Annotated in this window: 22 protein-coding genes, 2 tRNA genes and 1 pseudogene; 10 read left to right on the top strand and 15 right to left on the bottom strand. The window is 67.6% G+C overall.

Annotated elements, in window-relative coordinates; translation table 11 throughout:
* Together TX88_RS13605 and TX88_RS13600 are read right to left on the bottom strand one after the other, a co-directional pair.
* A partial coding sequence (locus tag TX88_RS13605; protein ID WP_044517487.1) for an ATP-dependent DNA helicase RecG occupies nt 1-1,792 on the bottom strand: 1,792 nt, incomplete at its 3' end.
* Nucleotides 1,792-3,432, bottom strand: a complete 1,641-nt coding sequence (locus tag TX88_RS13600) for a fatty acid kinase ATP-binding subunit FakA (protein WP_044517486.1) — start codon at nt 3,430-3,432, stop codon at nt 1,792-1,794. The genes TX88_RS13605 and TX88_RS13600, both read right to left, overlap by 1 nt.
* 262 nt (nt 3,433-3,694) lie before the next feature.
* On the opposite strand from TX88_RS13600, the gene rpmB reads away from it, so the two are divergent.
* Nucleotides 3,695-3,889, top strand: a complete 195-nt coding sequence (rpmB, locus tag TX88_RS13595; RefSeq protein WP_003881125.1) for a 50S ribosomal protein L28 — start codon at nt 3,695-3,697, stop codon at nt 3,887-3,889.
* Nucleotides 3,890-3,967: 78 nt separating this feature from the next.
* On the top strand, nt 3,968-4,210 hold the full coding sequence (locus TX88_RS34245; RefSeq protein ID WP_162563137.1) for a hypothetical protein: 243 nt from the start codon (nt 3,968-3,970) through the stop codon (nt 4,208-4,210).
* Nucleotides 4,211-4,215: 5 nt separating this feature from the next.
* Here TX88_RS34245 and TX88_RS13590 read toward each other — a convergent pair whose 3' ends face one another.
* Together TX88_RS13590 and TX88_RS13585 are read right to left on the bottom strand one after the other, a co-directional pair.
* Complete coding sequence (locus TX88_RS13590; protein WP_044517485.1) at nt 4,216-4,929, bottom strand: uracil-DNA glycosylase; 714 nt, start codon at nt 4,927-4,929, stop codon at nt 4,216-4,218.
* A gap of 24 nt (nt 4,930-4,953) precedes the next feature.
* Nucleotides 4,954-5,937 carry a thiamine-phosphate kinase gene (locus tag TX88_RS13585; RefSeq protein WP_044517484.1) on the bottom strand — a complete coding sequence of 328 codons (984 nt, stop codon included), beginning with the start codon at nt 5,935-5,937 and terminating at the stop codon, nt 4,954-4,956.
* Nucleotides 5,938-6,043: 106 nt separating this feature from the next.
* Here TX88_RS13585 and TX88_RS13580 point away from each other — a divergent pair, with 106 nt between their 5' ends.
* Together TX88_RS13580 and TX88_RS13575 are read left to right on the top strand one after the other, a co-directional pair.
* Nucleotides 6,044-6,286, top strand: coding sequence for an Lrp/AsnC ligand binding domain-containing protein (locus TX88_RS13580; RefSeq protein ID WP_044517483.1), 243 nt, complete (start codon nt 6,044-6,046; stop codon nt 6,284-6,286).
* A 10-nt stretch (nt 6,287-6,296) separates the two neighbouring features.
* Nucleotides 6,297-6,860: a DUF3515 domain-containing protein gene (locus tag TX88_RS13575; RefSeq protein WP_044517482.1), complete on the top strand. Its 564-nt coding sequence runs from the start codon at nt 6,297-6,299 to the stop codon at nt 6,858-6,860.
* Nucleotides 6,861-6,864: 4 nt separating this feature from the next.
* Here the strand turns inward: TX88_RS13575 and TX88_RS13570 are convergent, their stop codons facing one another.
* The 3 genes from TX88_RS13570 to TX88_RS13560 form a co-directional block, all read right to left on the bottom strand.
* Nucleotides 6,865-7,986 carry a D-alanine--D-alanine ligase family protein gene (locus TX88_RS13570; protein WP_044517481.1) on the bottom strand — a complete coding sequence of 374 codons (1,122 nt, stop codon included), beginning with the start codon at nt 7,984-7,986 and terminating at the stop codon, nt 6,865-6,867.
* A gap of 61 nt (nt 7,987-8,047) precedes the next feature.
* Nucleotides 8,048-9,154 (bottom strand): cystathionine gamma-lyase, encoded by a 1,107-nt coding sequence (locus TX88_RS13565; protein WP_044517480.1) that lies wholly within the window; start codon nt 9,152-9,154, stop codon nt 8,048-8,050.
* Between the two features lie 29 nt (nt 9,155-9,183).
* Nucleotides 9,184-10,182: an NAD(P)H-dependent glycerol-3-phosphate dehydrogenase gene (locus TX88_RS13560; protein WP_084621898.1), complete on the bottom strand. Its 999-nt coding sequence runs from the start codon at nt 10,180-10,182 to the stop codon at nt 9,184-9,186.
* 64 nt (nt 10,183-10,246) lie between these two features.
* Here TX88_RS13560 and cofC point away from each other — a divergent pair.
* The 3 genes and pseudogenes from cofC (at nt 10,247) to mutT1 (ending at nt 14,135) form a co-directional block, all read left to right on the top strand.
* A pseudogene (cofC, locus tag TX88_RS13555) lies at nt 10,247-10,916 on the top strand (2-phospho-L-lactate guanylyltransferase).
* 22 nt (nt 10,917-10,938) lie between these two features.
* The gene (locus TX88_RS13550; RefSeq protein WP_044517479.1) at nt 10,939-13,146 is read left to right on the top strand and encodes an RNA degradosome polyphosphate kinase; all 2,208 of its coding nucleotides are present in this window, start codon (nt 10,939-10,941) and stop codon (nt 13,144-13,146) included.
* A gap of 50 nt (nt 13,147-13,196) precedes the next feature.
* The gene (gene mutT1, locus TX88_RS13545) at nt 13,197-14,135 is read left to right on the top strand and encodes an 8-oxo-(d)GTP phosphatase MutT1 (protein WP_044517477.1); all 939 of its coding nucleotides are present in this window, start codon (nt 13,197-13,199) and stop codon (nt 14,133-14,135) included.
* Nucleotides 14,136-14,197: 62 nt separating this feature from the next.
* Here mutT1 and TX88_RS13540 read toward each other — a convergent pair whose 3' ends face one another.
* The 3 genes from TX88_RS13540 to leuC form a co-directional block, all read right to left on the bottom strand.
* Nucleotides 14,198-14,866: an HU family DNA-binding protein gene (locus tag TX88_RS13540; protein ID WP_044517475.1), complete on the bottom strand. Its 669-nt coding sequence runs from the start codon at nt 14,864-14,866 to the stop codon at nt 14,198-14,200.
* A gap of 215 nt (nt 14,867-15,081) precedes the next feature.
* The gene (leuD, locus tag TX88_RS13535; RefSeq protein WP_044517473.1) at nt 15,082-15,675 is read right to left on the bottom strand and encodes a 3-isopropylmalate dehydratase small subunit; all 594 of its coding nucleotides are present in this window, start codon (nt 15,673-15,675) and stop codon (nt 15,082-15,084) included.
* Between the two features lie 13 nt (nt 15,676-15,688).
* Nucleotides 15,689-17,143: a 3-isopropylmalate dehydratase large subunit gene (leuC, locus tag TX88_RS13530; protein WP_044517471.1), complete on the bottom strand. Its 1,455-nt coding sequence runs from the start codon at nt 17,141-17,143 to the stop codon at nt 15,689-15,691.
* Between the two features lie 118 nt (nt 17,144-17,261).
* Here leuC and TX88_RS13525 point away from each other — a divergent pair, with 118 nt between their 5' ends.
* Complete coding sequence (locus TX88_RS13525) at nt 17,262-17,963, top strand: IclR family transcriptional regulator (RefSeq protein WP_003881141.1); 702 nt, start codon at nt 17,262-17,264, stop codon at nt 17,961-17,963.
* Between the two features lie 192 nt (nt 17,964-18,155).
* On the opposite strand, the gene TX88_RS13520 is transcribed toward TX88_RS13525, so the two are convergent.
* From TX88_RS13520 to TX88_RS13500, 5 genes are all read right to left on the bottom strand, one after another.
* Nucleotides 18,156-18,228: transfer RNA gene (locus tag TX88_RS13520), tRNA-Glu, on the bottom strand.
* 68 nt (nt 18,229-18,296) lie between these two features.
* Nucleotides 18,297-18,371: transfer RNA gene (locus TX88_RS13515), tRNA-Gln, on the bottom strand.
* A gap of 141 nt (nt 18,372-18,512) precedes the next feature.
* On the bottom strand, nt 18,513-19,979 hold the full coding sequence (gene gltX, locus TX88_RS13510) for a glutamate--tRNA ligase (RefSeq protein WP_044517467.1): 1,467 nt from the start codon (nt 19,977-19,979) through the stop codon (nt 18,513-18,515).
* A 9-nt stretch (nt 19,980-19,988) separates the two neighbouring features.
* The gene (locus TX88_RS13505; protein WP_044517465.1) at nt 19,989-20,765 is read right to left on the bottom strand and encodes a fumarylacetoacetate hydrolase family protein; all 777 of its coding nucleotides are present in this window, start codon (nt 20,763-20,765) and stop codon (nt 19,989-19,991) included.
* 60 nt (nt 20,766-20,825) lie between these two features.
* Nucleotides 20,826-21,968, bottom strand: a complete 1,143-nt coding sequence (locus tag TX88_RS13500; protein ID WP_044519378.1) for an alpha/beta hydrolase family protein — start codon at nt 21,966-21,968, stop codon at nt 20,826-20,828.
* Nucleotides 21,969-22,086: 118 nt separating this feature from the next.
* Here TX88_RS13500 and TX88_RS13495 point away from each other — a divergent pair, with 118 nt between their 5' ends.
* Nucleotides 22,087-23,277 carry an MFS transporter gene (locus TX88_RS13495; RefSeq protein WP_044517463.1) on the top strand — a complete coding sequence of 397 codons (1,191 nt, stop codon included), beginning with the start codon at nt 22,087-22,089 and terminating at the stop codon, nt 23,275-23,277.
* Nucleotides 23,278-23,322: 45 nt separating this feature from the next.
* The gene (locus TX88_RS13490) at nt 23,323-24,672 is read left to right on the top strand and encodes a WD40 repeat domain-containing protein (RefSeq protein WP_162563136.1); all 1,350 of its coding nucleotides are present in this window, start codon (nt 23,323-23,325) and stop codon (nt 24,670-24,672) included.
* Nucleotides 24,673-24,682 lie beyond the last annotated feature (10 nt).

The raw sequence follows: 24,682 nt of genomic DNA, 5'->3' as shown, positions 1-24,682 counted from the left end.
GGACATCGATCTCGCCGGCCCGGAACGCGCTCATCACGGCGTCCTTCTCGTCGCCGGACAACCGGCCGTGCATGAGCCCGAGCCGCAGCCCGGACAACGGGCCCGCACTCAGCCGGTCGAACAGTTCGACCACCGTGACGGGCGGCGGGCCGCCGCGCCCGTCCTTGTTGTCTCCGGGTTTGTCCGACTCGTCGATACGCGAGGCGACCACGTAGGCCTGTCGCCCCGCGCCCACCTCCTCGCGGATACGAGCCCAGGCGCGGTCCAGCCAGGCCGGCTTCTGCGAGATGAAGATGGTGTTGGTGGTGATGGGTTGACGGCCACGGGGCAGCTCGCGCAGCGTCGAGGTCTCCAGATCGCCGAACACCGTGAGCGCCACCGTGCGCGGGATCGGCGTGGCCGTCATCACCAGGAGATGGGGAGTCAACCCATCACGCGCCTTGGCACGCAATGCATCCCGCTGCTCGACGCCGAACCGGTGCTGTTCGTCGATGACCACCATGCCGAGGTTGTGAAACTCCACCGCATCCTGCAGCAGAGCGTGCGTACCGACGACGATGCCGGCCTGCCCGGAGGCCACCTCGCCGCGCACTGCACGTTTCTGCGGTGCTGTCATCGATCCGGTCAGCAGCGCGACACCGGTCGATGCGTCTGCGCCGCCGAGTTGCCCTGCCATCGCCAGCGGCCCCAGCACGTCACGGATCGAGCGCGCATGTTGGGCGGCAAGCACTTCCGTGGGCGCCAGCAAGGCGCACTGGTAGCCCGCGTCGACCATCTGAAGCATCGCCAGCACCGACACGATGGTCTTGCCCGAACCCACCTCGCCCTGCAGCATCCGGTTCATCGGCCGCGTGGAGGCCAGTTCGCCCGAGATCACTTCCAGCACTTCAGATTGGCCGGCAGTCAGCTCGAACGGCATCCGACTGCGCATCGCGGCCGCCAGCCCGCCCTCGACGGGCGGTGCGGGAGGACCGGATTCGCTCAACTCGCTGTAACGGCGGCCCACCAGGCCCCACTGGAGTCCGATGGCCTCATCGAAGGTCAGCCTCTCACTGGCCCGCTCACGTTCAACAGCGTTCTCGGCCAGGTGAATGGCCCGCAGGGCCGCATCCTCTGACATCAGATTATGTTCGCGCACAAAGGATTCCGGCAGTGGATCCGGGACCGGGTCGAGGACGTCGAGGGTCTGACGCACGCATGCGTAGATGTCCCAGCTCTGCACCTGCTTCGAGGCCGGGTAGATCGGGAAGAAATCCCGCTCGAACTCCGCGAGCATCTCTTCCCCGGTGGCGCCCGATGCGGTTGCGATGGTCTTGAGTGACTTGGTCCCGATCTGCTTGCCGGGCGGTGGATTCAAGACCAGGAAGGCCGGATGGTCCAGCTGAAGGGCATTGCGGAAGTACTTGACCTCGCCCGAGAGCATGAGCCGCGTGCCGGTCTCCAGCTTGTCGACCATCCACCCGGCGTTGAAGAACGTCGCCGTCACGGTGGGCCGGTGCTCACCCAGGGTGACCCGCAACCACTTTCGGCTCTTCTGCCTGCCCGTCGCCTTGTTGAAGATCGGCTTCATGTCGCCGACCTTGGTTTCGGTGACGACCTCGATGAAGGTGACGTGCTCACCCTCCTCCAGGTCGAGGGCCTCCCCCTCGCCGCGCACCGTCATGCCGTCGCTGTACTTGCGCGGGTAGTGCCGCAGCAGATCGTTGACCGTGCGCAGGCCGAAATTCGCGTTCAGCTTGTCCGCGTTCTTCTTTCCGATCACGAACTCGAGGCGGTCACTGAGGTTGACCACTACTCCACCCCGATCAGCAGGGCGTCGCCGCTGTGGCCGGTGTGATAGGTCACCAACTCGACGCCGAGGTGCGCACGGTGCACATGAGCCTTCAGCGCCTGCCCCACGGCGCCGTCCACCCCGTCGCCGGTCAGCACCGTGATCAGTTCCCCACCCGCCACCATCAACAGGTCGATCAACCCGGCGGCAGCCGTGGTGATGTCGGGTCCCACGATCAGCACCTCATCGCCGGCGATGCCAAGCCCGTCGCCCGGCTTGCAGGAGCCCGCCCAGGTCAACGCCTCTTCGGTGGCGATCCGCACCGCACCGTGCCGCGCCCCCGCGGCCGCTCGCGCCATGGTGTACCCGTCGTCGACCGCTTGCCTGCTCTCGTCGTGAACGGCGAGCGCCGCCAGCCCCTGCACCATCGAACCGGCCGGCACCGGCACGACATCGATGCCCCGCCCGATCGCCGCCGTGCAGCCCGCGACCAGTTCCTCGGCGGCGACGTACCCATTGGGCAGCACCATGATCTGGGCAGCCCCCACGTCGACCAGGGCGCGCAACAACTGCTGGGCGTTGACGGGCTCGCCCGCGTCGGGCCGCAACACGTGCGCGCCCTCACCTGCGAACAGCTCGACGCCACCGTCCCCGTCGACGACGGCCAGCACGGCCCGCTCACGAGCCCAGCCGCCGGCAGACCTGAGGCCCGGGGCCACGGTCAGCGCGGTGATCTGGATGCGGTTCAAGGACCCGACCGCGAGCCCGGCCTCGACCGCTGCCCCGGCGTCATCCACGTGGACGTGGACCGAGTACTGATCACCGCCTGAAGCGGCGATCGCCACCGACTCACCCATCTGCTCCAGCGCGGCCCGTAACCCCTCGACGGCGGGGGCGCCGCATCCGGTCAGCAGGTACATGACCTCGAACTGAGGCGGGGCCTGGGTGGCGGCCAGTTCTGTGGCGGCAAGCGCTGCCTGCGGTGAGGCCGGGGTGTAGACCGGCCTGCGGGGCGCATGCCCGGCCAGGGTGGCCGTCATCGCGTCCAGCAGGACCAACAGGCCGCGGCCACCGGAATCGACCACGCCGGCCTTGGCCAGCACGTCGAGTTGTTCCGGTGTGCGATCCAGGGCGGCCGATGCGGCCTCGCCGGCGGCCGCGGCCGCGTCAGCGATATGACCGCCCTCGGCCGCGCAGCGTGCGGCGGCCTCGGCCGCGGCCTGCAGCACCGACACGATGGTCCCCGGCACGGGCTCACCCATCGAGGTGACGGCCAGGTCGGCGGCGTGGCGCAGCGCAGCTCCGAACAGCGCGGCATCCACGGCCGGCAGGTCGCCGTCACGCTGGGCCGCCGCGGTGGTGATGACCTCGGCCAGCCCGAGCAGGATCTGCGACAGGATCACCCCGGAGTTGCCCCGGGCCCCCTGCAACGCCCCGGCCGCCAACGCGCTGGCCACCGCGGGGATGTCCCCGTCGGCCGGCTCGGCGTCGACATGCGCCCATGCCGAACGCATCGTGAACAGCATGTTTGTCCCGGTGTCCGCATCGGCCACCGGGAAGACGTTGAGTCGGTTGATCTCGTCGGTATGGGTGATCAGGTCATCGACGGCAGCGTGGGCCCATGCCCGCAGAGCGGGGGCATCCAGCCGCCGAGCCGACATCGGACCTCCCAATCCCCATCAGATCCCACAGAAATCCGCGGCCATCCCCCGCGGTCACCGCCGTGGGCGCCAGCCTATCGACTGACAGCGACAAACTTGATCAGAGCACCGCCTGCTGTGGACAACCTGGGGTCGTGTTCACGGGCCGTTTTGGCGATCCTCTGGCCTCCCGGTATTCTGATCAGGTTGTCGGGTTGAGCCCCGCCGTTTTGCGGCGAGCGGGCCCAGACCCCCCAAGGACTGATTTCGAGGAGTTGTTGATATGGCTGCCGTGTGCGATATCTGCGGAAAGGCCCCGGGCTTCGGCAAGTCGGTGTCGCACTCGCATCGGCGGACCAGCCGGCGCTGGGATCCGAACATCCAGTCGGTGCGTGCCGTGGCACGTCCGGGTGGCAACAAGCAGCGCGTGAACGCCTGCACCTCCTGCATCAAGGCCGGCAAGGTCTCGCGCGGCTGACGTTGCGCGCGTTGCGTGCCTGATCGGCGCGCCACCGGCTCGTTTATTCAAGGGCACGGCAGGGTATGTCCTGCCGTCATGGCCCTATGTCGTGCATCACATGCACCGCTCTGGACATTCGCTGCCGCCATCGCGGTCGGCTCGATGCTGACCGCGTGTGGCGGCACCTCCACCGATGGCAACCCCACCTCGGAGACGTCTTCGACGACCGAGATGCCCACCTCACCAGGTGAAGGTGGCGGGAGCGTCACCATCGAGATCCCCTCACCGGGCATTCCGGCTCCGCCGGCCATTCCGCAGCCGCCGGGCCCGATGCCCTGATCCGCTCAGGGCAACCGCCAGTCGATCGGGTCGGCGCCTTTCTGCTGCAGTAGTTCGTTGGCACGACTGAACGGGCGTGACCCGAAGAATCCCCGCGACGCCGACAACGGCGACGGATGCGGCGATTCGATCGTCGCGCAGTCGCCTTCGGCCAGTAGCGGTTTCAGCGTCGAGGCGTCACGGCCCCACAGCACCGCCACCATTGGTTGCTCGCGCGCCACCAGCGCCCGGATCGCGCACTCCGTCACCGCTTCCCAGCCCTTGCCCCGGTGTGAGGCCGGCGTCCCCGGGGACACCGTGAGCACCCTGTTGAGCAGCATCACGCCTTGCTGCGACCACGGGGTGAGGTCACCGTTGGCCGGCTGCGGATGACCGAGATCCTCGGTGTACTCGGTGAAGATGTTCGACAGACTGCGCGGCAGCGGGCGCACGTCGGCACCCACCGAGAAACTGAGGCCGACGGCATGCCCCGGCGTCGGATACGGGTCCTGACCGACGATCAGCACCCGCACCTTGTCGAAAGGAAAGGTGAAGGCGCGCAGAACATTCTGACCGGCGGGCAGATAGCGCCTGCCGGCGGCGAGTTCGGCGCGCAGGAACTCCCCCATCTGCGCGACGTGCTCCCCCACCGGCTCGAGCGCGCGGGCCCAGCCGTCCTCGACAAGTTCATTGAGGGGGCGTGCACCTGTTGAATCGCTCGTCGCATCCGCAGCAGTCACGGAAAGCCAACTTAGCGTGAGCCCTCAGTCAAACGATTGCCATCCCGCATTTCCGGTCCACGCGCCGCCGTCGACCAGGACTTCCGGCGGGCCGTCGAGCACCCGTCCGATGGCCCGCCACCCCGGAGGCAGCGCTCCGGGGAATGTCGCGGCCAGCGCGTGGTCCTCACCGCCGCCGAGCACCCACTCCCACGGGTCGGCCCCCACCGCTGCGGCGGCCTCGGCGACCGCCTGCCGGTCGCCGTCGAGAAGGCGCCTGTCCACGTCGATGCCGACCCCCGAGGCCGTCGCGATGTGGCCCAGGTCGGCGAGCAGGCCGTCGGACACATCCGTCATCGCGGTGGCACCGGCGTCGGCGGCGCAGGCGCCCTGCCCGTAGGGCGGCTGCGGGGTCAGGTGCCGCTGCCGCAATGCCGCGAACCCTGCTATGCCGCGGTGCAGCAGCGCGTATCCGGCTGCCGAACGCCCCAGTTCGCCGGCCACCGCCACGGTGTCGCCGGCCCGGGCACCGCTGCGGCGCACCGGTTCCCGGCCACCGAGGTCGCCGAGCACCGTGACCGATATCACCCACAGCGGGGCACTGACCAGATCACCGCCTGCGATGCTGGCGCCCAGCTGACGCGCCTCGTCCCACAGTCCGTCCGTCACGCTCGCCGCGGCGGAGACGGAGGTGTCCGACGGGGCGCCGAACGCCACCACGAATGCCGTGGGCCGCCCGCCCATCGCTTCGATGTCGGCGGCGTTCTGGGCGATGGCCTTGCGGCCGATATCGTGCGGCGTCGACCAATCCAGCCGGAAATGGCGGTCCTGCACCAGCATGTCGGTGGAGACCACCGTGCGGCCGTCGGCCGCCGTCACGACGGCCGCGTCGTCGCCGGGGCCCAGGGTCACCGCGTCGGCTTGCGTGCGTCCGGCGACCAATCGGTCGATGACGGCGAATTCCCCGGCTCCCGCCAAGGTGTCGTCGTTGTCGTCAGCGGAATCGCTGCCGATGGTCTCGCCGGTCATATGGCCTCCTGCCGGTCGGCTGCCGCGTCCTGAACCCGAACCCGACCTGCGGTACGTTTGGTGCCTGCGGCCAGCAGTTTATGCAGCGAGACGGAGGAGACAGCCGGTGGTGGAGGCTTACGTGCTGATCCAGACCGAGGTGGGCCGCGCCGAAGTCGTCGCCAAACAACTCTCCGCCCTGCCGGGCGTGGTGTCCGCGGAATACGTGACCGGGCCCTATGACGTGGTCCTGCGCATCAGTGCCGACACGCTGGCGCTGCTGCAGTCCGACGTGGTCCCCGCCGTGCAGCAGGTACCCGGGATCACCCGGACCCTGACCTGCCCGATCGCCAACGCCGGCCAGCCATAGAGTTGGTGGTGTGACCGACTCGCACACCACCGATGGACCGCCCCGCGCCCTGTTGATCGCGGCGGTCGTCGTCGCGGTCTCGGTGCTGATCACCGTCCTCGGAATCGCGGCGTCCCGGCAGCGCTCACCCGAGCAGCAACCCGTCGCCATCCCGGCGATACCGGCACCGCAGGCCGACAGCCAGCAGTGCCACGACCTGCTCAACGCACTCCCCCAGCAGCTCGGTGATTTCCGCCGCGCCCCGACCGTCGACCCCACGCCTCCCGGCACCGCGGCCTGGCGTGCCGAGCCCGACACCGAGCCCGTCGTCCTGCGATGCGGGCTGGAACGCCCCACCGATTTCGTCGTGGGTACTCCGCTGCAGGTGGTCGACGAGATCCAGTGGTTCAGAGTGGGAGAAGCCGGCCCGGCCGCCGACGACCAGGGCCGCAGCACGTGGTACGCCGTGGACCGCCCGGTGTACGTCGCGCTGACCCTGCCCGCCGGTTCGGGGCCGACACCCATTCAGCAGATCTCCGGTCAGATCGCCCGCACCATGGCCGCCCAGGAACCGGCACCGGCCCCGGCGCGGTGATGCGTCAGCGCAGGCCGGTGCCCCGGGCCAGCGCGGTCTCGACCATCGCGGTCAGCAACGTCGGGTAGTCGACGCCGCTGGCCGCCCACATGCGCGGGAACATCGAGATGGTGGTGAACCCCGGCATGGTGTTGATCTCGTTGATCACGGGTCCGTCGTCGGTCAGGAAGAAGTCGACGCGGGCCAGTCCCTGGCAGTCGATCGCGGTGAACGCGCGCACGGCCAGCCGGCGGACCTCCTCGGACACGTCGTCGTCGACCTTGGCGGGCACATCCAATTCGGCCGCGTCGACAAGGTATTTGGTGGCGAAGTCGTAGAAGCCGTCCTCGCGTCCGCGCACTCCGGCCACCCGGATCTCGCCCACGGTGCTGGCTTCGACGCTGCCATCGGGGAATTCGAGGACACCGCATTCCAGTTCGCGGCCCGGCACCGCGGCCTCGACGATGACCTTCGGGTCGTGGCGGCGCGCGAGCTCGATCGCCGCGGGCAGTTCATCCCACGCCGCGACCCGGCTGACGCCGATCGAGGAGCCACCCCGGGCGGGCTTGACGAACACCGGCAGGCCGAGACGTTCCCGCTGTTCCAGGTCGAGGGTGGCATCGCTGGGACGCAGCACGACGAAGTCGCCGATCGGCAGGCCCTCGGCGACGAGGAGCTTCTTGGTGAACTCCTTGTCCATCCCGGCAGCACTGGACAGCACACCGGAGCCCACGTAGGGAATCCCGGCCAACTCCAGCAGGCCCTGGATGGTGCCGTCCTCGCCGTAGGGGCCGTGCAGCACAGGGAAGACCACGTCGACGGCGGCCAGCAACTCACCGGGACCGTTGCTCAGCGCCAGCAGCTGGCCACTGCGGTTGGGGGCGGCGGGCAGCGCGAGTTCGGTACCGGACGTCTCGGTGACCTCGGGCAGCTGACCGTCGGTGATCGCGAGGGTCTCGGGACGCCCGTCGGTCAACATCCACGAACCGTCGGGAGTGATGCCGACCGCGACCACCTCGAATCGCTCGGGGTCGAGATTGCGCAGGATGCTGCCTGCCGATACGCAGGAGATCGCGTGCTCCGAGCTACGCCCGCCGTAGACGACGGCGACGCGCGTGCGGGATCCGGTCTGATTACGCCCTGTCACAACCTAGAGAGGCTACCGTCCCGGTCGGTCCCTGCATTTCGGCGGATCCTGACCTGGGCTTTCATGTCCGAAGCGCCTGCTCGACATCGGTCAGCAGGTCTTCGGTGTCCTCGATCCCGGCCGAGATGCGGGCGAACCCGGCAGGTACCGGGTCACCCCAGCGGGCCCGGCGGTCGACCGAGGTGTGAATCCCGCCGAAGCTGGTCGAGGCGATGAGCAGGGCGCTGCGGTCCACCAGGCCATGCACAGCCGCGGCGTCGGCCAGCTCGATCGACACCAATCCGCCGAACCGCTTCATCTGGGTGGCCGCCAGTTCGTGCGCCGGGTCTTCGGGCAGCCCGGGATAGCGCACCGAGCGCACCGCGGGATGGCTGCGCAGCATCAGCGCCAGGGCCGCGGCGTTCTGGCACTGCCGTTCGAAACGCAGCCCGGCGCTGCCGAGGCTGCGCAACACGAGCCACGCCTCGAACGCGCCCAGGATCGGCCCGGCCAGCAGCCGGTCCCGCTCTATCGCGGCAATCAGCTCGGGCTGGCTGCCCGCCACGTAGCCGGCCACCAGATCGCTGTGACCCGACAGTGATTTGGTGGCGCTGGCCACCACCAGGTCAGCGCCCAGCGAAAGCGGTTGTTGGCCCAGCGGTGTGGCGGTGGTGTTGTCGACGACGAGCGTGGCACCGCGACCGCGGCAGGTCATCGCCAGCCGGTGCAGATCCACGACGTCGAGCCCAGGGTTGGCCGGCGTCTCGGCGAGCACCACGTCGGCGTGGGCGGCCGCATCGCAGATATCGGCGACATTCGCCTCGATCACCGTGATGCCTTGCGGTGCAAGGTATTCGACCGCATAGCGGCGGACCTGGTAGTAGCCGTCGGCCGGGACCACCAGCGTGGTTCCGGGTTTGGCGAGCACCCGCAGCGTCGAGGTGATCGCGGCCATGCCGGACCCGAACGTCAGCGCGGCGCCGGCCCCTTCCAGTTCGGCGAGTGCCGATTCCAGTTGTCGCCATGACGGGTTGGAGCTGCGGCCGTAGCTGTCCAGCGGCTCGGTCTCGTCGGGCGAGAGATGGTACGTCGACGCCGGTACCGGGATCGGGGCCACGGGTTGTCCCGGAATCGATTCCAGACCAACGGCTTTGACGCTCCGGGTGGAATCGCCGTACATGCCGTCCATACCTGCTACCTCCTCACGTCCGGAGGCTGTCACTCCGGTTTGGTGCTGCGCCCCAACAGTCCTGCGACTGCCTCGTGAACCGACAATCCCTTGTGGCACACCCTATGAACGGCGTCGGTCAACGGCATCTCGACGCCGTAGCTGGATGCCAGCGCCAACACCGATTCGCACGATGCCACGCCCTCGGCCACATGTCCGCCTGCCGCGGTCAACGCCGATTCCATGGTGCCGCCCTTACCCAGCCGCTCACCGAAGGTGCGGTTACGGGAATGGCTGGAGGTGCACGTGGCCACGAGATCCCCGACGCCGGCCAACCCGGCCAACGTCGCCGGGGTGGCACCCAGCGCGATACCCAATCGCATCACCTCGGCCAGGCCGCGGGTGATGATGGCGGCAACGGTGTTCTCCCCCAGCCCCACACCGACGGCCATTCCGCAGGCCAGCGCGATGACGTTCTTGCAGGCCCCGCCCACTTCGGCACCGACGACATCGGCGTTGGTGTAGGGCCGGAAGTAGCCGGTGGCCAGGGCGCGTTGCAGTGTTACCGCGCGGCCGGAGTCGCTGCACGCGACGACGGTGGCCGCGGGCTGCTCGTCGGCGATCTCGCTGGCCAGGTTCGGCCCGGTCACCACCGCCACCCGGGACGGATCGGCGCCGGTCACCTGGACGATGACCTGACTCATCCGCATGAGTGAGCCGAGTTCGATTCCTTTGGCCAGGCTCACCAGCGTCACGTCGTCACCGATCAGATGCTTCCAGCCCTCCAGGTTCGCCCGCAGCTGCTGCGCCGGAACCCCGAGCAGCACCGTGCACGCGCCGGCCAGCGCCTCGGCCGGATCGCTGGTGGCCCGGATCGTCGAGGGCAGCACGACGTCGCCCAGGTAGCGACTGTTGCGATGTTCGGTGTTGATCTCGTCGGCAACCTCGGGGCGCCGGGCCCACATCGTCACCGGATTACCCGCGTCCGCCAGCACCTTGGCCAGCGCCGTCCCCCACGCACCGGCACCCATCACCGCAGCCTCTACCACCCGCTCACCCTATCCCGGCGGCTGCGCCACTCGCCGAAGCCGGCCGGGCTGGCAGGATGAACCCATGAGCGGCTCCCGAAGCGACAACGCCGCAGCAGCAACGCAGGCCGCTGACGTCACGCTGGTGATTGCGGTGAAACGGCTGTCGGCCGCCAAAAACCCGGCTGGCGCCCATCTTCTCCGCGGCCACCCGCGAGGCCGTGGTGCTGGCGATGCTCGTCGACACCATCACTGCCGCGTCCTCGATCGCCCCGGTGACAGTCGTGACCCCCGACGACACCGCGGCCGACGCCGCCAGGCAACTCGGCGCCGGGGTTCTGATGGACCCGACACCGCCCGGTCATAGTGACCCACTCAACAACGCCATCGCCGCGGCCGAGGCCGAACTCCGCTCCACCGCACCGAATATCGTTGTTCTCCAAGGCGATCTGCCTGCCCTGCAGCCCCAGGAGCTGGCCGAGGCCCTGACCCTGGCCCGCGGCTATCAACGCAGCTTCGTCGGAGACCGGCACGGCACGGGCACCTCTGCGCTGTTCGCATTCGGCACTTCGCTGGCTCCGCACTTCGGATCCGATTCTGCTGCGCGCCATCGGCACTCCGGTGCGATCGAACTCACCGGCGCGTGGCCCGGTCTGCGCTGCGACATCGACACACCCGACGATCTCCAGGTGGCGCGACGCCTCGGTGTCGGAGCCGCAACCGCGCGCACCCTGGGCAGGCATGCCAGTAGGTAGCCCCGCACCCCTGGCATAGGGAATGATCGGACAGATGAGCGAAGCCACCGAAGCCGAGCCAACGACCCGGTCCGACAACTCTGAACGGGACACCAACTCGACCGCACCGGGGCAGCCCATCGTGTCAGCGACACCGGAGGCACCACCGGCGGCCACCTGGCCGGCCGTGGACGACGCGCTGCCCGAGGACCGCTACCTCAACCGCGAGCTGAGCTGGCTGGACTTCAACGCGCGTGTGCTGGCCCTGGCCGCCGATCCGTCACTGCCGCTGCTGGAGCGGGCAAAGTTCCTGGCGATCTTCGCGTCCAATCTCGACGAGTTCTACATGGTCCGGGTGGCCGGCCTCAAACGCCGCGACGAGATGGGGCTTTCGGTGCGTTCGGCCGACGGTCTGTCGCCGCGCGAGCAGCTGCGCCGGATCAACGAACGCACCCAGCAGATCGCCAGCCGTCATGCGAGTGTGTTCCTCAGCTCGGTCCGCCCGGCGCTGGCCGAAGAGGGCATCGTCATCGTCAACTGGGCCGAGCTCGACGAGGCCGAGCGCGCGAAGCTCTCTTCCTACTTCCACGAACAGGTGTTCCCGGTCCTCACCCCGCTGGCGGTGGACCCGGCGCACCCGTTCCCGTTCGTCAGTGGGCTGAGCCTGAATCTGGCCATCACGGTCAAACATCCCGAAGACGGCGGGCAGCACTTCGCCAGGATCAAGGTCCCCGACAACGTCGGGCGCTTCGTGGAGCTGAGCGCACCGACCGACGGATCGAACGTGGTGCGGTTCCTGCCGATGGAGGAGCTCATCGCCGCGTTCCTGCCGGTGTTGTTCCCCGGCCTGGAGATCGTCGAGCACCACGCGTTCCGGATCACCCGCAACGCCGACTTCGAGGTCGAAGAGGACCGCGACGAGGATCTGCTGCAGGCGCTCGAGCGCGAACTCGCCCGCAGGCGATTCGGCTCGCCGGTCCGGTTGGAAGTGTCGGACGACATGACCGAGAGCATGCTCGAATTGCTGCTGCGGGAACTGGATGTGGCCCCGAGCGACGTGATCGAGGTGCCCGGGCTGCTGGATCTGTCCGCGCTCTGGCAGATCTACGCCGTGGACCGGCCCGCCCTCAAGGATCGGCCGTTCGTGCCCGCCACCCCACCGGCTTTCGGCGAACGTGAGACGCCCAAGAGCATCTTCTCGACGCTGCGTGACGGGGACGTGCTGGTGCACCACCCCTATGACTCGTTCTCCACCACGGTGCAACGCTTCATCGAGCAGGCCGCCGCCGACCCCAACGTGCTGGCGATCAAACAGACTCTCTACCGCACCTCCGGCGATTCACCGATCGTCAACGCGCTGATCGACGCTGCCGAGGCCGGCAAGCAGGTGGTCGCACTCGTCGAGATCAAGGCCCGCTTCGACGAACAGGCCAACATCAAGTGGGCCAGGGCTCTCGAACAGGCCGGGGTACACGTGGTCTACGGGTTGATCGGCCTCAAAACCCACTGCAAGACCTGCCTTGTGGTGCGGCGTGAAGGGTCGACGATCCGGCGCTACTGCCATATCGGCACCGGCAACTACAACCCGAAAACCGCGCGGCTGTATGAAGACGTCGGCCTGCTCACCGCCGATCCCGACATCGGCGCCGACCTGACCGACCTGTTCAATTCGCTGACCGGCTACTCGCGCAAGGACTCCTACCGCAACCTGCTGGTGGCGCCGCGGGGTGTGCGCAAGGGCATCATCGAGCGCATCGACCGCGAGATCGCCGCGCATCACGAGGGGGCCGCGACCGGAATCCGGTTGAAGGCCAATGCTCTGGTCGACGAGCAGGTGATCGATGCGCTCTATCGGGCGTCGCAGGCCGGCATCCCGGTCGAGATCGTGGTCCGGGGCATCTGCGCCCTACGCCCGGGCGTTCCCGGATACTCCGACAACATCAGGGTGCGCTCGATCCTCGGCCGCTTCCTCGAGCACTCGCGGATTATTCACTTCCGCGCCACCAACGAGTTCTGGATCGGCAGTGCCGACATGATGCATCGTAATCTCGACCGCCGTGTCGAAGTGATGGCTCAGGTCAAGGATCCGAGGCTGACCGCGCAACTCAACGAGGTGTTCGAGTCCGCGATGGATCCGGCCACCCGGTGCTGGGAGTTGCGACACGATGGTCACTGGACAGCGCTGCCCCAGGAGGGGCAGACAGTCCGCGACCACCAGGTGTCGCTGATGGAACGTCACCGGCACCCCTGATCCCCACCGGGCCGACTGCCCTGGCCGGTGAATGACCTGCAGGAGTTGAGGTGTCCGACGACAGCACGAAGGCGGCCAAGCCGGGCACCAAGCTGGTGCCCGCGGCGGGCGCCGTGTTGTGGCGCGGCGGCGAAGACGCCGCGGGCGTAGCCGTGACCGAGGTGGCCGTCATCCACCGCCCGCGGTACGACGATTGGTCCCTGCCGAAGGGCAAGGTCGAGCTCGACGAAACCGATCCGGTGGCCGCCGTGCGCGAGGTCCACGAGGAGACGGGCTACACCGCGCAGCTCGGTCGCCGGCTCGGCTCGATCTCGTACGACATCCCACAGGGGACCAAACGGGTCTGGTACTGGGCTGCCCGCGCGACGGGAGGTGACTTCACCCCCAACGATGAGGTGGACAAGCTCATCTGGCTGCCGGTGCATGCGGCAGCGGATCAGCTGGTTTACCCGCACGATCGAAAAGTGTTGCGGCGCTTCGCAAAACAGCCACCCGATACCCAGACGGTGCTGATCGTCCGGCACGGCACGGCCGGGCGGCGATCACGTTTCAAGGGCGATGACCGCAAGCGTCCGCTGGACAAGAAGGGCCGGGCACAGGCCGAGGCTTTGGTCGCCCAACTATCGGCATTCGGTGCCACAACGCTTTACGCGGCCGATCGGTTGCGCTGTCATCAGACCCTGGAGCCCCTGGCCCAGGAACTCGGCGTGGACATCCACAATGAGCCGGCGCTGACCGAGGAGGCCTACAACTCCGACCACAAGGCCGGTCGCAACCGGGTGCTCGAACTCGCGACCCGGGCGGGGACCCCGGTGATCTGCACGCAGGGCAAGGTGATTCCCGATCTCATCTCGTGGTGGTGCTCGCGCTCACAGGTTCGCCCGCAGACGACCGGAAATCGCAAGGGCAGCACCTGGGTGCTGTCGATGGCGGACGGCCGGCTGATCGCTGCGGACCACCTCGGCAGTCCGCTGCCTTCCGGCAGCTAGACCAACACGAGGAAAGGCACGTCGTGAGCTGACCTAGCGCTCACGACGTGCCTTTACCGTAATTACTTGCGGCCCTTCTTGGCCGGCGCCTTCTTGGCAGCCACCTTCTTGGCGGGAGCCTTGGTCGCGGCCTTCTTGGCGGGTGCCTTGGTCGCGGCCTTCTTGGCGGGAGCCTTGGTCGCGGCCTTCTTGGCCGGTGCCTTGGTCGCGGCCTTCTTGGCAGGAGCCTTGGTCGCGGCCTTCTTGGCCGGTGCCTTGGTCGCGGCCTTCTTGGCCGGTGCCTTGGTCGCGGCCTTCTTGGCAGGAGCCTTGGTCGCGGCCTTCTTGGCCGGAGCCTTGGCAGCCACCTTCTTGGCAGCCACCTTCTTGGCGACGGCCTTCTTGACGGCGGCACGCTTGACCGGGCCGGCGGTGACGCCACGCTTGACGGCCGGGCCGTCAGACGGGAGACGCTGCGCCCCAGAAACAACCGCCTTGAACTGAGCGCCCGGACGGAAAGCCGGCACCGAGGTGGGCTTGACCTTCACCGTCTCGCCGGTGCGCGGGTTACGCGCCACACGGGCAGCGCGGCGGCGCTGCTCGAAGACACCGAAGCCGGTGATCGTGACGCTGTCGCCCTTGTGCACCGCGCGGACGATGGTGTCCACAACGTTCTCCACCGCGGCGGTAGCCTGCCGACGATCGGTGCCCAGTTTGGTTGTGAGTACGTCGATGAGCTCCGCTTTGTTCATCCAAAACCTCCGAAACCAGTGGTCCTCCTTGGACCGACTAGAGGACACGGTAAACCCTGTGACCACTGATTTCCAAGAGCCACGCGCAATTTCAGGCGTAGCTAGCGAACAATCCGGCAATCCGCTTGCCCCACTTGGACTCCGCCCGGTTGGGTTCTGAAGCGGTTCGGCACGCGGCGAATTCGGGCGCAGAAGCACCCGTACGAGGCCCTCGATCAGGCCGGGAGAGTGCGCGGCTTCCAGGTCGGCCGATGCTTCTCGTAATCCTCGATCGACGAGAGTTTCCGCAGCGTAAGGCCTATATCGTCGAGTCCCTCGAGCAGGCGCCAAGCCGTGTAGTCGTCAATTCTGAACGGCAGCACAACCGTTCCGGCGACGATATTTCGATCTTGAAGATTCACAGTGATTTCCAGCCCAGGATTCTGCTCGATCAGCTTCCATAAGAGCTCGACATCATCTTGAGCGACTTCCGCCGCCAATAGCCCGGCCTTGCCGGCGTTGCCGCGGAAAATATCGGCGAAACGAGATGAGATAACCACCCGGAAGCCATAGTCCATGAGCGCCCAGACGGCATGTTCGCGTGATGATCCGGTGCCGAAATCGGGTCCGGCGACCAACACCGAGCCTTTGTCGAATGGCGGGAGATTCAGAATGAACGACGGATCCGCTCGCCACGCGGCGAACAATCCGTCCTCGAAACCCGTTCGGGTGACCCGCTTCAAATAGACGGCGGGGATGATCTGGTCGGTGTCGACATTGGACCGCCGCAGCGGGACGCCGATGCCGGTGTGAGTGTTGAACGCTTCCATTCTTGGGTTCCTCTCAGCGGGACGCGGCAGGCAGATCGGCAGGGGAGGCCAGCTTTCCGCGTACTGCGGTGGCTGCCGCGACGGCCGGCGAGACGAGGTGGGTGCGGCCACCCTTGCCCTGCCGGCCCTCGAAATTCCGGTTGGAAGTCGAGGCGCAGCGCTGCCCCGCGGACAGTTGGTCGGGGTTCATGCCCAGACACATCGAGCAGCCGGCCTGACGCCATTCGGCGCCCGCGGCGGTGAATATCCGGTCGAGACCTTCCGATTCGGCCTGGGCCCGGACCCGCATCGAGCCCGGCACGACCAGCATCCGAACCCCGTCGGCGACCTTGCGATCGCGCAGCACGTCGGCGACCACCCGCAGGTCCTCGATCCGGCCGTTGGTGCAGGACCCGACGAACACGGTGTCCACGGCGATGTCGCGCATCGCCATCCCGGGCCGAAGGTCCATGTAGGCCAAAGCCTTCTCCGCCGACTGACGCTCTCCGTCGTCGCCCATCAACTCCGGATCCGGGACCGACGCCGACAGCGGGATTCCCTGACCCGGGTTCGTGCCCCACGTCACGAACGGGCTCAACGTGGCGGCGTCCAGGTAGACCTCGGTGTCGAATTCGGCGCCCGCATCGGTACGCAACTGGCTCCACGCCGCGATGGCGGCGTCCCAATCGGCCCCCTTGGGAGCGTTCGGACGGCCCTTGAGGAATTCGAAGGTGGTCTCGTCCGGAGCGACCATTCCGGCCCGTGCCCCCGCCTCGATGCTCATGTTGCAGATCGTCATCCGGCCTTCCATGGACAGCGCCTCGATGGCACTGCCCCGGTATTCGATGACGTGACCCTGGCCACCGCCGGTGCCGATCTTGGCGATCACGGCCAGGATGATGTCCTTGGCGCTCACGCCGGGCGGCAGCACGCCGTCGACGTTGACCGCCATGGTCTTGAACGGCTTGAGCGGCAGTGTCTGCGTGGCCATCACGTGTTCGACCTCGGATGTGCCGATGCCCATGGCGATGGCGCCGAACGCACCATGGGTCGAGGTGTGGCTGTCCCCGCACACGACCGTCATGCCCGGCTGCGTCAGGCCCAGCTGCGGGCCGATGATGTGCACGATGCCCTGTTCCGCATCGCCCATCGGGTGCAGCCGGATGCCGAATTCCTCGCAGTTGCGCCGCAATGTCTCGACCTGGGTGCGAGAAACCGGATCCGCGATCGGCTTGTCGATGTCGACCGTGGGCACGTTGTGGTCCTCGGTGGCGATCGTCAGGTCGGGCCGTCGCACCGGCCGGCCCGCCAATCGCAGGCCGTCGAACGCCTGCGGGCTGGTGACCTCGTGCACGAGATGCAGGTCGATGTAGATCAGATCGGGCTCTCTGGCTGCGCCCTCTCCCTCACCGCGCGCCACGACGTGGTCTTCCCAAACCTTCTCGGCCAGGGTGCGCGGCTTCACGGATGTCTGTGTCGATTGGTCCATCGCTACTTCTCGATTCGATTAACGGCAATGCGGGCTTGCATCAAGAGTCCGCCAGGGCTGGGAGTTACTGTCGCCATCTCATCTGTCATCTCACAATGCGAGACGCTAGTATCTCTCTGTGAGAAATGATAGCGGCATCGGCGTTCTCGACAAAGCCGTGGGTGTGCTGCACACCGTGGCCGAGTCACCTTGCGGGCTGGCTGAACTCTGCGAGCGCACCGGGCTGCCGCGGGCGACCGCACACCGGCTGGCCGCCGGGCTCGAAACCCACCGCCTGTTGGCCCGCGACGGCGACGGACGCTGGCGGCTCGGCCCGGCATTGAGCGAATTGGCCTCCCATGTCAACGATCCGCTCCTGGCGGCCGGGGCCGCGGTCCTGCCCCGCCTGCGCGAGATCACCGGCGAGAGCGTGCAGTTGTACCGGCGCGAAGGGCAGTCCCGGGTCTGCGTGGTGGCACTGGAGCCTCCGGCCGGGTTGCGCGACACCGTGCCGGTGGGCACCCACCTCCCGATGACGGCCGGTTCGGGCGCCAAAGTGCTACTGGCCTATGCCGACCCGGCGACCCAGCAGGCGGTGCTGCCGGCCGCCAAGTTCACCGACCGCACGCTGGCCGAGGTCCGCAAGCGCGGCTGGGCACAGAGCGCCGCCGAGCGTGAGCCCGGTGTGGCCAGCGTCTCTGCACCGGTGCGCGACGGCCGGGGCGCCGTGATCGCCGCGGTGTCGGTGTCCGGACCGATCGACCGCATGGGCCGGCGCCCCGGAGCACGCTGGGCCGCCGATCTGCTCGCCGCCGCCGACGCGCTCACCCGCCGACTGTGAGGCGAATCTCAGCACGCGGTTGAGCGTCCGGCGTGGCGGGCCGTCGTCGCGTCGAAACCCGACGGCCGTCGCGCCGGCGTGACGTTGGACACCCAGAGCCGCTTTGGCATGGCGAAGGGAGTGCGGGCGGGGAGATGCGTCCGGACAACGCAAAAGCGCCCAGTTCATGAGAACTGAGCGCTTTTACCTCTGTACCCCCGATGGGATTCGAACCCACGCTACCGCCGTGAGAGGGCGGCGTCCTAGGCCGCTAGACGACGGGGGCTAGAACTTCCGGATGGTCAGCATAGCTTAGGCGGTCCTGCTCACCTAATCCGTCTGATGCCGTCCGGATGGCTGGGGTACCAGGACTCGAACCTAGAATGAGGGAATCAGAATCCCTAGTGTTGCCAATTACACCATACCCCATTAATTGCCCATCACCGCAGGTCACGGGCAATTTCGATCCGATCGGCTCACCGGGGGCATCCCCGTTTTGCTTTTCGGGCCGACGAGCAGACTACCAAAGATTTCGAGTGCTTTTTACCAAGCCCCGTCGCGCCGGGGCGTTCACAGCCGGGCCCGTGCGGCCCGCAACCGCGCCAGGCTGCGGTCGGCACCCAAAAGCTCCATGGACTCGAACAGCGGCGGGCTGATCGTCGCGCCCGTGACGGCCACGCGGATCGGTCCGAACGCCTTACGGGGCTTGAGCTCAAGACCGTCCAGAAGCGCCGTCTTGAGCGCTGCCTCGATGTTGGCGGTGTTCCACTCCCCCACGCCCTCCAGGGCGCTCAGAGCGGCATCCAGGACCGGCGCGGCCTCCTCACGCAGCTCCTTGGCGGCGGCCTTCTCGTCGATCTCGTAGGAGTCGTCGTCGAAGAACTTCAGCAGTCCCCACGCATCGCCGAGCACGACGATGCGGGTCTGGGTCAGCGCGGCGGCTTCGGCGAATGCCGCGTCGTCCAAACCGGTGTCGTGACCGTGGGCATCGAGATAGGCGCGCAGCCGGGCCGTGAAATCCTCCGGCGTGAGCAGCCGGATGTGCTCAGCGTTGATCGCGTCGGCCTTCTTCTGGTCGAAGCGGGCCGGGTTGGAGTTGACGTTGGCCACGTCGAACGCGGCCACCATCTCGTCGAGGCTGAACACGTCGTGATCGTCGGCGATGCCCCAGCCCAGCAGCGCCAGGTAGTTCAACAGCCCCTCCGGCAGGAAGCCGCGGTCGCGGTGCAGGAACAGATTCGACTGCGGATCACGCTTGGACAGCTTCTTGTTGCCCTCGCCGAGAACACTTGGCAAATGAGCGAATTCGGGCACCCGCTCGGCCACACCGATCCGCATCAGCGCCTGGTACAGCGCGATCTGACGCGGTGTCGAGGGCATGATGTCCTCGCCGCGCAGCACGTGGGTGATCTTCATCAGCGCGTCGTCGACCGGATTGACCAAGGTGTACAACGGATCTCCGTTGGCTCGCGTGATCGCGAAATCCGGTACCGAGCCCGCGGGGAAGCTCACCGGACCGCGCACCAGATCGGTCCAGCCGAGGTCCTCGTCGGGCATACGCAAGCGCAGCACGGGTTTACGACCCTCGTCGGCAAATGCCTTGCGCTGCTCGTCGGTGAGGTCGCGGTCGTAATTGTCGTATCCGAGTTTGGGATTCCGCCCGGCCGCCACATGGCGCGCCTCGACCTCTTCCGGAGTCGAATAGGCCTCGTAGACCTCGCCGGCCTCGAGCAGACGTGCGATCACGTCGCGGTAGATCTCGCTGCGCTGCGACTGCCGGTACGGCTCGTACGGGCCGCCGACCTCGGGGCCCTCGTCCCAATCCAGACCCAGCCACCGCAGGGCGTCGAGGATCGCGGCGTAGCTCTCGTCGCTGTCCCGCGCGGCGTCGGTGTCCTCGATCCGGAAGACGAATGACCCGCCGGTGTGCCGGGCGTAGGCCCAGTTGAACAGCGCGGTGCGCACCAGCCCGACGTGCGGGGTTCCGGTCGGCGACGGGCAGAACCGCACCCTGACATGACCAGAGGGAGATGTCATCACTTACCTCTACTTCTGCTTGCGTACAACGGGATTGGTCAGGGTGCCGATGCCCTCGACGGTGACGCTCACGGTGTCCCCGTCCTCGATGGGGCCGACACCCTCGGGGGTGCCGGTGAGGATCAGGTCCCCCGGCAGCAGCGTCATCACAGCCGAGACCCATTCGACGATGGCACCGATGTCATGGATCATCAGCGAGGTCCGGCTGAGCTGCCGCACCTCGCCGTTCACCTCGGTGCGGATCTCCAGGTCCGACGGGTCGAGGTCGTTGACGATCCATGGGCCCACCGGGCAGAAGGTGTCATGGCCCTTGGCCCGCATCCATTGACCGTCCTTGGCTTGCTGATCACGCGCCGAGATGTCGTTGGCGATGGTGTAGCCCAGGATGTTCTCGGCGGCGCGCGCGGCGGGCACGTCCTTGCAGGGACGCCCGATGACGATGGCCAGTTCGCCCTCGTGGTGAACCGGATGGGCGTCGGCCGGCAGCTGGATCGGCACGTTGGGGCCGATGATCGCGGTGTTCGGCTTGAGGAAGATCACCGGATCCTCGGGAGCCACCCCACCCATCTCCGCGGCGTGGGCCTCGTAGTTCTTGCCCATGCAGATCACCTTGCTGGCCAGGATGGGTGCCAGCAGACGGACGTCGGCCAGCGGCCAGCTCCGTCCGGTGAAGTTGGGATTGCCGAACGGATGCTCGGCGATTTCTTTGCAGACGGCATCGGCACCGTCGCCTTCGACACTGACGAAAGCGACGCCGTCGGGACTGGCGATTCGACCTAAGCGCATTTTGACCAGGGTAGTGCGCAGCGTCTTACCGCCAGTGCTGACGCCTCCTGTCAGTCTCCGTCAGCCGGCGAACGCCGCGGCGAGGAACGGCGTGGAGTCCGGAACCGACGCCAGCACGGTGCCCGAGTGATCTTCGTCGGGATAGACCTTCAGGGTGACGTTCTGTCCGTTTGCCCGCAGCTGCTCGTCGAGCTGCAGCGACATGTTCGGCGGGACATCGCGGTCCAGGAGTCCGACGCCGAGGAAGATCGGCCGGTCGTAACCGCTGGTCGGCGTGCCCAGGTAGGCGTCGAGAGCTTCCGCGGCGCCGGGCAGGGTGGACAGCGGCGCGCGGAAGTAACCGGTCGGCGTCATGCCGGCGAGCGCCTGGTCGAGTTGCGGCTTGCACAACACCTCGGCCTTGTTCACCGCATCCAGCCCGGCCGGGGTGAGCACGCTGTCGATGTCCAGGTCGGGCCGCGCCTCCCGCACGCCGGCCAGGATGTACCCGGTGTAGCTGTTGGCCGCAGGACCGAGATTCGGCGGCAGCGCCATGTCGGGCCCGGCCTGTTTGACGATGCTCTCGACGTTGAACGGCGTGCCGGTGGCGACCACGCCGCGATAGTCCAGACCGGTCCCCCGGCTGAATTCGGTGGCCCAGCGCGCGCTGTTGACCGCGGCCCCGCCACCCTGAGACTGACCGACGATGGCCCATTTCGGCGACAACGGCAGGTCCATGCGGTGCATCGCGATCACCGAGTCGACAACGCTGTGGGCGGTGGCCACGCTGTTGAGGTAGCTCATCAGTCCCGGGGTGCCCAGTCCGGCGTAATCGGAGCCGACGACGGCATAGCCCTGTTCGAGCCAGTGCGTCAGATACTCGACATCCCTTGCGCTGCGCGGCTGCGCCGACGGTGCGCAATCGTCACCGAGTCCGACCGTGCCGTGCGCCCACGCGATCGTGGGCCAGCCGCCCTCGGGTGCCTGGCCCTGCGGGACGAACACCGCGGCGGTACTGAGCGCGGGCGAATCATGCTGATCGACAGTCGAATACAGGATGCGGTAGGCGCTCGCCGCGCCCGGAACCGACAGCGCGGGATCCAACGGGACCGTCTCGATCAGCGTGCCGGCCATGGGAATCGGTGCGTCGTAGCGACGAGCATCCAGGCCGGACCAGTTCGGCGCGGCCGCCGCCGCAGTCGGTGCCGTCAGGAATCCACACATCAGCAAAACGGTTGCTGTCAGCCACAACTTCACCGCCACAGCTTATGGCAGCTTGTGCGCGTCTCATATAGTGAGATCACAGTTCAATATTCTGAGATATCCGTGAAACGATGCACCCATGCCCGTTTCGTCGATCAGCACGTTCCGCCGTTGGTCGATGTTGGCGATCGCACTCACCGCGACCACATGCGCCAACGTGTTCATCAACGGCGCGGCGTTCCTGATCCCCACCCTGCATGCCGAGCTCGGCCTGGATCTGGCCAAGGCCGGTCTGCTGTCGTCGATGCCGAGCTTCGGACTGGTGATCACCCTGATCGCCTGGGGATACGTCGTCGACCGGGTGGGCGAACGGATCGTGCTGACGGTGGGCTCGGCGCTGACGGCCGCGGCGGCGTTCGGGGCCGCCGCGGCGCACTCCCTGGTGACCGTCGGACTGTTCCTGCTCCTGGGTGGAATGGCTGCCGCCAGCAGCAATTCGGCCAGCGGGCGGGTCGTGGTCGGCTGGTTCCCACCCGAACAGCGCGGGTTGGCGATGGGAATCCGGCAGACGGCAACGCCTTTGGGTGTCGGCCTGGGCGCGTTGGTGATTCCGCGCGTGGCCGAGAGTCACGGCACCGCGACGGCGCTGCTGTTCCCCGCCGTGGTGTGTGTGCTGTCGGCGGTGATCTGCGCTGTGGGAGTGCTCGATCCGCCACGTCCGCCCCGCCATGAGGCGCCGGCCGAACATCTGGCCAACCCGTACCGCGGCTCAAACGTGTTGTGGCGCATCCATGCGGTGTCGGTGCTGTTGGTGGTGCCCCAGGGCATGGTGTGGACGTTCACCCTGGTGTGGCTGATGAGCGATCGAGGTTGGTCGGCTGCGTCGGCGGGCACATTGGTGACCGTCGCTCAATTACTCGGCGCGGCAGGCCGGATCGCCGCCGGCCGCTGGTCCGATGTGGTCGGCCGGCGGCTGCGGCCCATCCGGACGATCGCGCTGGCGGCAGCAGCGACGATGGGGCTGCTGGCACTCACCGATTGGCTGGGTTCACCGATCAGTGTCGCGCTGATCGTGATCGCCTCGGTGATCACGGTGTCCGACAACGGTTTGGCGTTCACGGCGATCGCCGAGATCGCCGGCCCGTTCTGGAGCGGACGCGCGCTGGGCACGCAGAACACCAGCCAGCATCTGGCGACCGCCAGCTCGGCGCCGTTGTTCGGTGCGCTGATCGGTGTGGCGGGCTACCCGGCGGCTTTCGCGGTGTGCGCTTTGTTGCCCTTGTTGGCGGTCCCCCTGGTACCAGACGATCCGGTGGTCGAGGCACGGTAAACCGGGATCGCCGATTGGATTCGGTGTGAGACATACGCTGCTCTGATGAGATCGGGCATTTCCACTCGACCTGAGGCTTCGTGGCGGCCCGCCAGAACCGGCCGTTTCGTCGGCGCCGTCTTGGCACTCGCGCTGGCAACCACCTCATGTCAGGCGCGCGACCAGCCGTCGGGCCCGCCCTCCCCAACCACTTCTCCGGAGACTCACGGCCCGCTGATCGCCTACACGGTCCCCAGAACCACCCCGTGGTTCGACTCCGGAGAGGTGGGTTTCGTACTGGCACAGGGCCCGAACCCCGTTGCCACCTGGACCCAACAGGTCGGCGCATCCAGGTTCGTGGGGTTGAGCGCACCGGGCTTCACCACCGACGGAAAGTACGCCTTTGCGCAGTACGCCGATGAGCAGGCTGGTCGATATCCATATGACGGCGGCGATATTCACGCCAGCTTGGTCTGGATCGACGTGGCGAGCCGTCAGACACACGAGGCGGACATCCCGGCCGAATCACGAACGGATTCTCAACAACCGGGCCGGCCCGGCGCCCCATATGCGTTGCAGGGCAGCACAGTCGTCTGGCAGGCCCCGTCTTCGGCGGACGCTCCCGACGGGCAGGTGACCCTGATGCAGCTGGACGTCAGCCGGCCGAATGCGACGCCGAGTGTGTGGCACACCGTCCAGTTGCCGCCGCGAACACCCGAGCAACAAGCAGTCCCAACCGAGGCCCAAGACTTCACCGGGAATGTGATCGGTGCAGGTCATGGACGCGTGGCCATCGTCAAGAAGTACGGCTCCGACAGATTCGCCCAGGCCGACCGCCTGTTCGTCGTCGACCCCGACGGCACGGTCCGCGATGTCGCGCACCAACCGACCAGGCAGTGGATGTCAGCGGACTTCAGCCCCGACGGAACCCGATTCGCGTACGAGACCGGCAGCGCCGACAAGGGCGCCTGCGACCGACACCAGGTCACGGTGTTCGACTCGGCCACCGGTCAGCAGGCTGCCGGATTTCCACAGGGCCCTTTCGATGCGACGCCCAGGCCCTACTTCTACGGCAACCAGAACGGCGCGGTGTGGTGGACGCCCGACGGGAGGCTGCGGGCCACCGCCGGCGCCGGGCAGTGTCCGACGAATCGGTCCGAGCCCACTCCGGACGGTGGCGTATGGGAACTGAATGGCATGCGGTGGACACAGGTCGCCCCGGACGGTACCTACCGCGATTACCCACTACCCAACGGCGATGCGGTCGTGATCGCCGGCGTACCCCGGCCGCCCGATGCACAGCAGCCCAACCAACCGTCCACCGTCACAAGCTTGTTCATCCGCCAGGGCGATCAGCGCGTCCATATCGCGGACGTGGACGCCACCGCCGTCGCGGTCGGGCCGACCGAGCCCTGACCGGACCCGA

Source organism: Mycolicibacterium septicum DSM 44393 (assembly GCF_000455325.1).
Classification (GTDB): domain Bacteria; phylum Actinomycetota; class Actinomycetes; order Mycobacteriales; family Mycobacteriaceae; genus Mycobacterium; species Mycobacterium septicum.
Note: the sequence above shows the minus strand (reverse complement) of the source record. Positions and strands in the feature narration are given on the sequence as shown.